9 protein-coding genes are annotated in these 12343 nt (G+C 27.2%); 3 read left to right on the forward strand and 6 right to left on the reverse strand.

Features of this window, described 5'->3' with window-relative positions; genetic code table 11:
• Window positions 1-3: 3 nt before the first annotated feature.
• Both AC5SL3_RS05060 and AC5SL3_RS05065 read right to left on the reverse strand, forming a co-directional pair.
• Window positions 4-1302, reverse strand: coding sequence for a hypothetical protein (locus AC5SL3_RS05060; protein ID WP_494577741.1), 1299 nt, complete (start codon window positions 1300-1302; stop codon window positions 4-6).
• Between the two features lie 142 nt (window positions 1303-1444).
• The gene (locus AC5SL3_RS05065; protein ID WP_006997897.1) at window positions 1445-1816 is read right to left on the reverse strand and encodes a pyrophosphohydrolase domain-containing protein; all 372 of its coding nucleotides are present in this window, start codon (window positions 1814-1816) and stop codon (window positions 1445-1447) included.
• A 66-nt stretch (window positions 1817-1882) separates the two neighbouring features.
• Here AC5SL3_RS05065 and fumC point away from each other — a divergent pair, with 66 nt between their 5' ends.
• Window positions 1883-3271, forward strand: a complete 1389-nt coding sequence (gene fumC, locus AC5SL3_RS05070) for a class II fumarate hydratase (RefSeq protein ID WP_494577743.1) — start codon at window positions 1883-1885, stop codon at window positions 3269-3271.
• On the opposite strand, the gene AC5SL3_RS05075 is transcribed toward fumC, so the two are convergent.
• Window positions 3259-4710 carry a hypothetical protein gene (locus AC5SL3_RS05075; RefSeq protein ID WP_494577744.1) on the reverse strand — a complete coding sequence of 484 codons (1452 nt, stop codon included), beginning with the start codon at window positions 4708-4710 and terminating at the stop codon, window positions 3259-3261. The two genes, fumC and AC5SL3_RS05075, sit on opposite strands and share 13 nt — an antisense overlap.
• A gap of 43 nt (window positions 4711-4753) precedes the next feature.
• Here AC5SL3_RS05075 and AC5SL3_RS05080 point away from each other — a divergent pair, with 43 nt between their 5' ends.
• Window positions 4754-6790, forward strand: a complete 2037-nt coding sequence (locus tag AC5SL3_RS05080) for an ATP-dependent helicase (RefSeq protein WP_494577745.1) — start codon at window positions 4754-4756, stop codon at window positions 6788-6790.
• Complete coding sequence (locus tag AC5SL3_RS05085; RefSeq protein WP_494577747.1) at window positions 6787-8481, forward strand: M24 family metallopeptidase; 1695 nt, start codon at window positions 6787-6789, stop codon at window positions 8479-8481. The genes AC5SL3_RS05080 and AC5SL3_RS05085 overlap by 4 nt, the downstream gene beginning before the upstream one ends.
• Here the strand turns inward: AC5SL3_RS05085 and ligA are convergent.
• The 3 genes from ligA to lpxC are packed head-to-tail and all read right to left on the reverse strand — an operon-like array spanning window position 8464 to window position 12280.
• A complete protein-coding gene (gene ligA / locus AC5SL3_RS05090; RefSeq protein ID WP_494577749.1) occupies window positions 8464-10494 on the reverse strand; it encodes an NAD-dependent DNA ligase LigA in 2031 nt (676 codons plus the stop codon). The genes AC5SL3_RS05085 and ligA overlap by 18 nt on opposite strands.
• On the reverse strand, window positions 10487-11326 hold the full coding sequence (locus tag AC5SL3_RS05095; RefSeq protein WP_494577750.1) for an outer membrane protein assembly factor BamD: 840 nt from the start codon (window positions 11324-11326) through the stop codon (window positions 10487-10489). Before AC5SL3_RS05095 ends, ligA begins: the two co-directional genes overlap by 8 nt.
• A 33-nt stretch (window positions 11327-11359) precedes the next feature.
• Window positions 11360-12280, reverse strand: a complete 921-nt coding sequence (gene lpxC / locus AC5SL3_RS05100; protein WP_494577751.1) for a UDP-3-O-acyl-N-acetylglucosamine deacetylase — start codon at window positions 12278-12280, stop codon at window positions 11360-11362.
• Between the last annotated feature and the right edge of the window lie 63 nt (window positions 12281-12343).

Here is a 12343-nt window from a genome sequence, read left to right on the forward strand (position 1 = left end):
TATTTAATTTCCTTGATAAAAAGATTTTGCTATTTGATCGTTAAAAATTTTCATTTTTCCTGATTGTTGATCCCAGTAAGAAAATTTACAGCCTGAACCACCAGATCTATAATTCCACTTACCATTTTTTAAATCTTTTTTTTGTTTTTCTCTTAGCTTGACTAACTTTTTATGATTATATTTTTCCCATTCATTTTGACATATAAGTTTAAATGGATCATAAGGATCTTTTGATGTTGGAGTTAAGTAAACTGAATCTTCTCCTTTGGGACATCCTTCTACATCATGAACATAAGCTTTACCAAAAAACATTTGTTTAGCAGGAGTGTCTTGACCACTGGTAAAATGAGCATTTTTACTCATACCAGGAACACAAGCAAACCCTCCACCCATTGCATGATGCATTTCATGAACGGAAGTTCTAATCATATTATCTACTTTTTTATTATATTTGTTTTTTAAGAACATTGATGCCATTCCCACTCCACCTTCACCACCATCTACACTTGTTACATCAGCAAAGGTAAAATAAATCTTTTTTGGATTGTTAAATCCATTAGCCCACAACCAGCCACTATAATTTTGATTGATATGTTTGTGAAGCTCTTTACGTTTTCTGTCTAATCGAATGAAAGAAACATCAAGTTTACCATCTTCTCTATAATCATATTTATATTTTTTAGGACCAGAGGAGCCTTTTGTTTTTTTACTAAAACTTTCATGAAGTTTATTCATTTTATCTGCATATTCTTCAATTTTTCCATTAATGTCTAATTCACGATCTTTATCATTTGCTGTAAGCATATAAATAAAATGAATTTGATAATTATCTGTTACATCGGGCTGATCTTCAAAAAATCTTCCTGGTTTTTTATCTATCTTTAGATTCTTTTCTTCTAGCACTTTTGCTTCTGCTATTTTAGTTTTTGCTATGATAGATGCTTTAGCCTTGTCGTATTTCCAAACAATTTCTTCATTAACTGCATACAAATAACATTCTTTGCCCGTATGTTTCTCTGCATATTTCATACATTGTTTATATGTTTTTTTATGAAGTTTTTCTAAATCCTTACCTTTATTAGCTGCCCAGGAATATTGGTCATAATTACAACTAGCATAGAGAACACCAGTTTTATTTTTTTTTATTAATTCTTTTAAATGTTTTTTTATAAGTTTTTCGTGTTGAAATTTAAGTCCTTTATCACACCCTGCAATAGACGTTACTCCAGGTTCATTAACGCCTGCATTAGCATTCCCACACAACAACAAACCCAGAACCACGATCCCAAAAAGCTTTTTCATGAACCAAGATCCTAGCACCAATATCTTTGTCGGGCTAGTGTCGGGATTTTAGGTAATTTTCTAGCTTTTAATATTTCAACTTTGTAGCAAAATAAGGATTATAGAAGCACGGTCTGGGGCACCGGGTAACAGAACGCCCCTACTAATTTACAAATTTAGTTAGATCAGGTTTAAAATATTTAGGGCCCTTCATAACTTTTCCAGATTCGTTATAAATTGGTTTACCATCTTCACCTAACTTACTCATATTTGAGTTTTGCACTTCCTCAAAGCACTTATCAAGATCAATACCAAACGCATGTCCAGCTCCATACGTTACATACAATATGTCTGTTAAAGCATCTGCAACTTCTAAAAGATCTTTATTTTCCATTGCTTCTTTAAGCTCTTCTAATTCCTCTTTTATTAAATCATATCTAAGACTATTGATCTTATCAGTGCTAAAAGATGGCTTAGTTTTGACTTCTTGACCAAAGGTTTCCATAAAAGTTTTTACTTTGTTAAAATTTGACATTTAGCTCCTGTAAGTTTTTAATAATTAATATATAAGTATATTAAATTATTAATTATATATTAATCAATGAAATTAAGAAAAGAGTTTGACAGTATTGGAAGCATCAACGTACCTGGTGATAAATATTGGGGTGCATCAACTCAAAGGTCTAATAAGTTTTTTAATATTGGAAAAATTTTAGTTAATATTTCTATAATAAAATCTATTGCGATCATTAAAAGATCTGCTGCTTTAGTGCATTATAAAGAAAAGCAAATAAATAAAAAAATTACCAATTCAATAATTAAAGCTTCAGATGAAGTTATAAAAGGAAAACTAGATGAAAATTTTCCTCTAAAGGTTTGGCAAACAGGATCTGGCACACAAACTAATATGAATGTTAATGAGGTAATTGCAAACAGAGCAATTGAAATATTGGGTGGAAAAAAAGGTTCAAAAAAACCAGTTCATCCAAACGATCATGTAAATAAATCTCAATCAACAAATGATGTTTTTCCAACGGCTATGCATATATCTGTTGCTCAGGAGACTATATCAAAACTATTACCTAGTTTAAAAATTTTAGAAAAAGAGTTAGCAAAAAAATCTAAAGAATTTAAAAATATTATTAAAATTGGTAGAACCCATTTACAAGATGCAACACCATTATCACTTGGGCAAGAATTTTCAGGCTACCAGGTACAGCTAAAAAAATGTATTGAAAGAGTAGAGCTTTCACTTAAAGAAATATATTTTTTAGCGCAAGGTGGGACGGCTGTTGGAACAGGTATTAACTCTAAAAAAGGTTTTGATAAAAAAATTGTTAAAGAGATTGCTAAATACACAAAAATCCCCTTTAAACCAGCTCCAAATAAATTTGCAGAACTTGCAGCTCACGACTCTATTGTAAATTTTTCAGGTACACTAAATACTTGTGCTGTTGCATTAATGAAAATATCAAATGATGTGAGATTTTTAGGTTCAGGGCCTCGTGCTGGATATGGTGAATTAATATTGCCAGAAAATGAACCTGGTTCATCTATTATGCCAGGAAAAGTTAACCCCACTCAATGTGAGGCAGTAACAATGGTTTGTGCCAAAGTAATAGGCAATCATACTGGAATTACAATTGCTGGATCGCACGGACATTTTGAATTGAATGTATTTAAACCAATGATTGCTCATAATGTACTTCAATCGATAGATCTTATTGCTGATAGTACTAAAAATTTTGCGATTTATTGTGTTAAAGGAATAAAAGCTAACAAGAAAAGAATTAAAGAGCATCTGGATAATTCTTTAATGCTAGTAACAGCGCTAGCCCCACACATTGGATATGATAATGCAGCAAAAATTGCAAAGACTGCTTTAAAAAATGGGACAACACTAAAGTATGAAACTCTTAAAACAGGACTTGTTGATGAGAAAGATTATGAGAAAATTGTAGACCCAAAAAAAATGATCTACCCCTCATAAAGTCCTATTAGTTCGTTTAATAATCTTCTACTTTTAGTTAAATTATTAGAATTATTATCGCTAAAACCTTCAACTATATTGTAAAATTGATCACTTACTTTATTTCCATCTATCATAATATTTTTAAATACAGTTTTATTACTCAAGTAATCATAAGTTATATTTAGCTTAATGTTTTTAATATTTTTTCTTAATCTTTTATTGGTGATTAAAAAAGAATACAATCTATCAGAATCTTTAATATCTATTGATAAATTAGCTGTTAAAATTAATTTATCATTGTCTAAAAATAAATTGCTATTAGAGATTTCCATTAAACCAATATTATTGTTTATAAATACTGATTTATCAAAACTAATTTTTCCATTTAAAACTTTTACCTTTAGTTTAGCTTCATTAAAAATTTCATCTTTTTTATTAGACTTAATATTTACTAAAGTTTGTATACTAATATTTTCATTAAATAATAAACCTGATTTAATAAATTCATCAATGATGGAATTTGGTACAAATAAATTGGAAATTTTATAATCGTATAAATTAATTTTTAGATTTAGATCAAATGGATTTATTGCAAGTTGTCCATTGTAATCTATTTTAGAATTATAAATTTTAGAACCATCTGATTGAAATATTGCTATTTGATCCTTAATATTAAATTTTGTATTAATGGATGAACTTAAAATAGAAATATTACTTATTCCACTACTTAAGTTTTCATCTTTTTTAAAGAAATCATTTATAACTTTTAGTTGAAGATCGGGAGCATTTATCTCAATTTTTTTTTGTAAATTAAGTATATTTTGATATTTTAGTTTGAAAGGTATGTTAAAAATTTCTCCTTTTAGATCAAAAAGGTTAAATAAATTTTTTTCATCAAACAATAAAAATGCATTGGAGATTTTTATAATTGAAATTACTTCATTTAAATTGTTCTTAAAAAAAATATTACTATCATTAATTTTAATTTTTTTTTTAGAAAATTTATTTTCACTGTCTTTATAAAGTGGTTTTAAATCATTACTTAATAAAGAAAAATTTGCTTCTTCAATAACTACTTCGTTTATTCTAATACTATCCTTATTGAAAAAATTATTTTGACTAATAAAAACATTTAATGTTTTAATCTCTGCTAAAGAAGTTTTGCTGTCTCTAATTAAATAATGAGGTTTTGGTAAAATACGATAAGAAAAATCAAATGAATTGTCTAGATTTATATTAAATTCATTACCTAATTCAGTTACAATTTTATTTTGTATCCAATTTTTGTCATATAAAAGGGGTATTGATAAATAAAAAATGTAAATAAATAATACAACTATTGCAGATATTAAATATTTACTAAATTTGCTGACATGAAACTTATCATTTGTTTTATTCTCAACTTTGAATATTGTCTTTTTAATTAAGTTATTAAAATTTTTAACAATTTGTTTCATAAATTACATTGAAAGTTTAACAACTTATAATCAAATTTAAAAAATGATAAACTCTGAATATTTAAACAACCTGAATAATGCTCAAAAAGAAGCTGTTTTATATCTTGATGGACCGTTACTAATTGTTGCAGGAGCTGGATCTGGAAAAACGAAAGTTCTCACTTCAAGAATTGCTCATATAATCAACCAAAAAAAAGCTTTTCCAAACCAAATCTTATCAGTGACTTTTACTAATAAGGCTGCAAAAGAAATGCAAAACAGAGTAAGCTCAATATTAAATTTTGAGGCTATAGGGCTTTCTTGGCTTGGAACCTTTCACTCTATATGTGCAAAGCTACTTAGAAAGCATGCACCAGCAGCTGGATTAACCTCAAACTTTACAATTATTGATACAGATGACCAGGTAAGATTAATCAAAAATATATGTAAAGCTGAAAATATAGACATAAAACAATTAGCCCCAAAGTTTATTCTTTCAATAATTGATAGGTGGAAAAATAAAGGCTTCTATCCAGATGAAGTCGTTATCAATAAAAATGATATTTTTGAAAGAACTATACGTCCTCTATATAAAATTTATCAACAAAAGTTATTAGATTTAAATGCATGTGACTTTGGAGATTTAATTTTACACGTGGTTAAAATTTTAGAAAAAAATCAGGACATTAGAAATATTTATTCAAATAATTTTAAATATATACTTGTGGATGAATACCAAGATACTAATTATATACAAAGTAGATGGCTAAACTTACTCTCAGAAAAGCATAAAAATTTGTGCTGTGTTGGAGATGATGATCAATCCATTTATAGTTGGCGTGGAGCAGAGATAAAAAATTTCTTAGAGTTTGATCAAGTGTATAAAAATTCAAAAGTAATAAGATTAGAAGAAAATTATCGTTCCTCACAAAATATATTATCTGTTGCTTCAAATCTTATAGCTAACAATCAAAACAGAGTTGGAAAAACTTTAAAGACAACTATGGAGGAAGGAGATCTTGTTAAGCTTAATTGTTTTAAGAATGGAAAAGATGAAGCAATAGGGGTTTCTGATGAAATAGAAAAAAAACTTAAAAAAAAATATTCTTTTAATAATATTGCTATTCTAGTTAGAGCTATTTTTCAGACAAGAGAATTTGAAGAAAGATTTTTAAAAATTGGCTTACCCTACAGAATTCTTGGTGGGACAAAATTTTATGAAAGAGCGGAAATTAAAGATTGTGTTGCCTATTTAAGATTGATTCACCAGCCAAAAGATGACTTAGCTTTTGATAGAATAGTCAATAATCCTAAAAGAGCAATTGGAGAAAGTACTATAAAATTAATTCATGAGTTTTCAAAAACAAATGCTGTTAGTTTGGAAATTGCTTCTAAAAAATTAATTGAAGAAAATTTAATTAAACCCAAAACTAAAACCGGTCTTAGCTCTTTTTTATTCTTAATGGATAAGTGGAGGAATGACATTAATATTAAAAAAATTAACCATGTTAAATTATTACAACTAGTTTTAGATGAATCTGGTTATTCAAGTATGTTAAAAAACAAAAAAGATTTGGAAAATGAAAACAGACTTGAAAACATTAAAGAGCTTTTAAGTGCGATGAAAGATTTTGATAATTTAGAAAATTTTCTAGAACATGTTGCTCTTGCCACCTCAGTTGATCAGGATTGGGATGGGGAAAAAGTTAATATGATGACAATGCATGGATCTAAAGGACTTGAATTTGATGTGGTTTTCTTACCCGGTTGGGAAGAAGGTCTTTTCCCACACCAAAAATCTATTGAAGAGAAAGGCCAAAATGGGCTTGAAGAAGAAAGACGATTGGCATATGTGGGAATAACGAGAGCAAAAAAAAAAGCACTGATCTCTTTTGCTATGAATAGGTTTTATCAAGGAAATTGGATAGACAGTATGGCTTCAAGATTTATTGAGGAATTACCAGAAAAATTTTTAGAAAAGAATTCTTTTTTTGACGACTCTAAAGATAATGAAGAAGATTTTGAATTTAATCAAGATTTTGAAATTGAAGAAGGAACTAGAAGTCCTGGATGGATAAGATATCAAAAAAGAATTAAATGATTTTAAAAAAAATAAAAATTCTAAGAAAAAAATTTAAACAACATAACATTGATGGTTATATTATTCCGAAAAATGATGAATATTTTTCTGAATATGCAAAAAATGATAGGTTAAAGAATATTACAGGATTTTCAGGTTCTGCAGGTTTTGCAGTAGTTTTAAAAAAACAAAATTATTTATTTGTTGATGGAAGGTATACTATTCAAGCGCATCAACAATCATCTAAAAATTTTAAGATTATTGAAATTCATAAAAAACTGCCTCACACAATTATTAAGAATTTTAATTTAGGCTATGACCCAACACTATTTACATCAAAATTACTTAATAAATATTTCAAGAATAATAACTTAATTTCAATTGACCAAAACTTAATTGACCAAATATTTAAATTCAAAGAAAAACCTACTAAGCCATTTTACTCTTTAGACACAAAAATTGTAGGTGAGCCATATAGTTCTAAAATTTCTAAAGTAGTGCGATTTCTTAAAAACAACAAAGCAGATTATTGTTTCATTTCTGCACCTGAAAATGTGGCATGGCTTTTAAATATTCGTGGATATGATAATCCCAATAGCCCAATTGCGAATGCAAGATTGATACTAAATAAAAAAAAAGAATTTTTTTTAATAACAAATGAAAAAAGATTAAAAAATCTTCTATTAGATAAAAAGATTAAAAAGAAACAAATTTTACCAATCAAATCACTTCCACAATTTTTAGACAATTTAAAAGGTAAAAATTTTATTATTGATAATAAAACCTGCTCAATTTTTTATGAAAAAATAATTAAATCAAATTTTAATATACTTAAATTTGATGATCCTGTTTATGAATTAAAATCAATCAAAAATTCTAATGAAATAAAACATATGATCGAAGCCCATAAAAAAGATGGCTTAGCGTTAACAAGATTTATTTATTGGATTAAAAATATTAATAAAAAAAAAATTACAGAAGTGTATGCACAAAACAAATTAGAAAAATTCAGAAAACTAAATAAAGATTATTTATTTCCAAGTTTTGACACTATTGCTGGCGCTGGCTCAAATGGGGCAATTGTTCATTATAGGGCTAATAAAAAAACAACTAAAAAAATTGAACAGAATGATATTTTATTGGTAGATTCTGGTGGACAATATCAATACGGTACTACAGATGTTACGAGGACTATTTCATTCTCAAAACAAAATAAATTTATCAAAAATGCTTATACGAATGTATTAAAAGGACATATTGCAGTTGCCTTAACAAATTTGAATAAAGATGACACTGGAAAAAAAATCGACATAAGAGCTAGAAAATATTTAAAAAAAGAAGGTCAAGATTATGCTCACGGAACAGGCCATGGAGTTGGTTTTTTTTTAAACGTCCATGAAGGACCTCAATCTATCTCAAAACATAATTCGATAAAGATAAAAAATGGAATGATCCTGAGTAATGAACCTGGTTTTTATAAAAAAAACCACTTTGGTATTAGGATCGAAAACTTAATCTACACCAAAAAAAACAAAAGAAGCTTTAATTTTGAAAACCTTACACTTGCTCCTTTAGAAAAAGATTTAATAAACTACGCGCTATTAAATAAAATAGAAAAAGATTACTTATTTAAATATCATTTAAATATTTATTCAGAATTTTCTGGTTTGCTTAATAAAAAAGAAAGAAAGTGGTTAGCCACTCTTATTTAACATTTTTAACCATTCTATTTGATTAATAATTTTTATATTCCACTCTTTAGCTGTGTTTATTTTTTTTAGAGTTGGTTTGTCTCCAGCAATTAAATAATCAAGTTTTTTATTAACGTTACTAATTATTTTTCCTGAATTTTGCTCTATCAATGATTTTGCTTCTGCTCTGCTTATTCCATTTAACTTCCCAGTTAACATAAAAGTTTTATTTTTTAACAATCCATTATTATTTATTAAAATTATATCTTTGATTAATAAATTTTTTTCTAACTCAGACAACACTTTAAGATTGGTTTTATTTAAGAAAAATTTTTTAATGGATTGAATTTGAGTTATTCCAATTCCATCAATATTAGATAAACTTTCAATATTCTTTTCCCCTGATAGTCTAAAAAAATTAGATGCTGTTTTAAGGTGTCTTGCAATAAGCTTAGCATTTTCTTGTCCAATATGTCTTATTCCTAATGAATAAATAAATCGCTCTAGAGAAATATTTTTTTTTTCTTCAATTGAGAATCTTAAATTAGCAACTGATAATTTTCCCCATCCTTCGAGTTCTTCTATTTTATTATAATTAAGCTTAAATATATCCTGTGGAAGTCTTACTAATTTTAGGTTCCAAAAATTTTCAACAATTTTTTTGCCAAATCCTTCTATGTTAAATGCGTCCTTAGAAACAAAATGTTTAATTCTCTCTATGGCAATTTTTTCACATTCAAACCCCTCACTAGCACACCTTCTTACAGCATCTTGTCTTTTAGTTGTCTCATTATAATCTTTAATTGTTTTGCTTCCACACGATGGGCACTTTAATGGAAAAATAAATTTCTTTGAGTTTTGTTTTCTTTTTTTTAAATCTACTGAAACTACATGTGGAATTACATCTCCAGCTCTTTCAACAGTGACCGTATCCCCTACTCTTATATCTTTTCTAACAATTTCATCTTCATTGTGAAGAGTTGCATTTGAAACAATTACACCCCCTATATTAACTGGTTTAATTTTTGCAACTGGGGTAAGTGCCCCCGTTCTACCAATTTGTATTTCAATATTCATTATTTCTGAAATTGAGCTATTAGCTGAAAACTTATGTGCTATCGCCCATCTGGGTGCATTAGCAGCAAAACCCAATCTTTTTTGTAAATCAAAATCATTAACTTTATAAACAATTCCATCTATATCAAATGCCAGCTCTTTTCTTTTTTCCTCTAATTCTTTATGATTTAACATTAAATTTTTAACCCCAATAATTTTTTGATTAAATGGGTTTGTTTTAAACCCCCATAATTTTAAATTTTCTAAGAAACTTGTTTGATTATTGATGTTCATTTTTTTTTCATAACCATATGTGTAGGCAATAAATTTTAATGGAATTTTTGCAGTTATTAATGAATTTTTTTGTCTTAATGATCCAGAAGCAGCATTTCTAGGGTTTGCAAACTTGTCTTTAATTTTTTTAAAATCATTATTTTCTATAAAAACTTCACCTCTAATATCTATTTCTTGAGGGAAGTTATTCTTAGTAATCTCCAAAGGTATATCCTTAATAGTTTTTAAATTTTGTGTAATATCCTCTCCTTCATTACCATCTCCTCTAGAAAGCCCTTTGGTTAATTTTCCATTAATATAAATTAGGGATGCAGATATTCCATCAATTTTTGGTTCAGCACTATATTCAATAGAATTTACATCTTTTAAACTTAAGAAATTGATTATTTTTTTTTCAAAATTTTTTAAGTCTTCTTCATTAAAAGCATTTCCAAGTGACAACATTGGAACTTTATGTTTTATTTTTTGAAAATTTTTTGATGGTTTAAAACCAACTATTTTTGTAGGTGATCGATCATTATTTAGAAATTTATACAAATTTTCTAAATCAATTATTTCTTTTTTAAGTAAATCATACTCTTGATCTGAAACAATTGGATTATCTTTGTCATAATAGTTTTTATTATATTCTTCTAATAAATTAATTTTATGCAAATAATCTTTACTTATTTTTTTCTTATCCATTTATTAAAAAAAGTTTTTTAAATTTTTCTTTTAAACTTTTTTTCTCACTTTTAATTTCATCTACTTCATATTCTTTGTTAAATATATTGTAAGTTTTTTCATACCATTCACTAGATAGATAATTATACCCCAGTAAACTTGCATATTTTTTAGCTTCACCTTCTAAACCTATTTTATAATGAATTTCCACCAATCTATGTATTGCCTCCTCTGTATAAATTGTGGTGTCGTAATCCTTCAATATAGTTTTAAATCTATTAATTGCTGCTACCCATTTTTCTTTTTTTATATAATGTCTACCTAAATACATTTCTTTTGATGCCAAAATATCATTTATTAAGCCAATTTTAAATTTTGAATCCAGGGCAAAATCAGTATTTGGGTAATTCTCAATTATAAATTCAAATTTTTTTTTAGCTTCCAGTAGTGGTTTGAGATCTTTTTTTTCTCCTTCGATATTTTCGTAATATGATAAACCCATTAAATAATACACATAATCTAATCTAGGGTCTTTTGGATATGTTTTTAAAAATCTTTCAAGATTGTATATAGCATTAAAATAATTGCCCTCTATGTAATAGGCGTAAGATGCCATTAAAGAAGATTTCGGTGCCCAATCAGATTGGGGGAACAATAATTCTGCTTCTAAAAATTTTTTTGCAGCAAAAAATGTATCATTTTCCTCTAAGGCTTTTACACCTTCTTTGTATGCTTGTATCATTTCATCTTCTTGATTAATTTCTTTAATTAAAGAAATTTCCTTATCATTTTTTGAACAAGCGTTTAGGATCAGGATTGCTAATATTATTATTAATTTAGAAAAGAAATTCATTTAATTTTACTATAATTTATATAATAAAAAAAGCTAAGCGATAGACCTTAAATGACTCTTATTTATGAAGGTATTTGGCAAATGTTTTTCTGTAATCTCTATTAATGAAAAATTTTCATCGTTTTGGAAAACTTTTCTCAATAATTGGTTAGTTAATTTATGCCCTCCTTGAGAACAAATAATTTTTCCAATTATTTTATAACCTGCTAGATATAGATCTCCCATACAATCTAAAATCTTATGGTTTACAAATTCTTTTTTATTTCTAAGACCTTTTTCATTTAAAATTTCATTGTCCTTAACAACTATTGCATTTTCAAGACTTCCTCCTTGGGCTAATCCCATTTCTTTTAGCTTTGCAATATCCTCAAAAAGACAGAAGGTTCTTGAATTATAAATATCAGTCAAATCTGACTCGAATACACTTACTAAATTTCTTTGCGTTCCAATTAAATTATTTTCATATTTTAGTTCAAAATCTATATCCAAACTAACTTTGCTTGGCTCTATAGAAATTGTTTTTTTACCATCATTAAATTCAATTCTTTTTTCAATTTTAATAATCTTTATTGGTGCTTCACTACTTTTTATTCCAGCTTTTGATATTTCTTCAATAAAAATTTTTGCTGACCCATCAAGAATTGGTACTTCTTGATTATCAATTTCAATTAAAACATTGTCGATACCCAATCCATACAAGGCTCCCATCAAATGTTCTACAGTTGATACACTTACATCTGCTTCATTTGAAATAGTTGTGCAAAATACTGCGCTACTAACATTAAAAATATTTGGAACTACTATATTATTTTCTTTTAGATCAACTCTTTTAAAAAGAATTCCTGAATTTGGTTTTGCTGGCTTGACCGTCATAGTTACATTTGTTCCACTATGAAGCCCAACGCCTTTAAAGATAATATCTCTATTGATAGTTTTTTGATTAAGAACAGACATTATTATTCTTATAAATAATTGATTTAAATTTAGAAAAACAACAAATGTTACGAGAAAATACTA

The organism is Candidatus Pelagibacter sp. PS_34 (assembly GCF_059417845.1).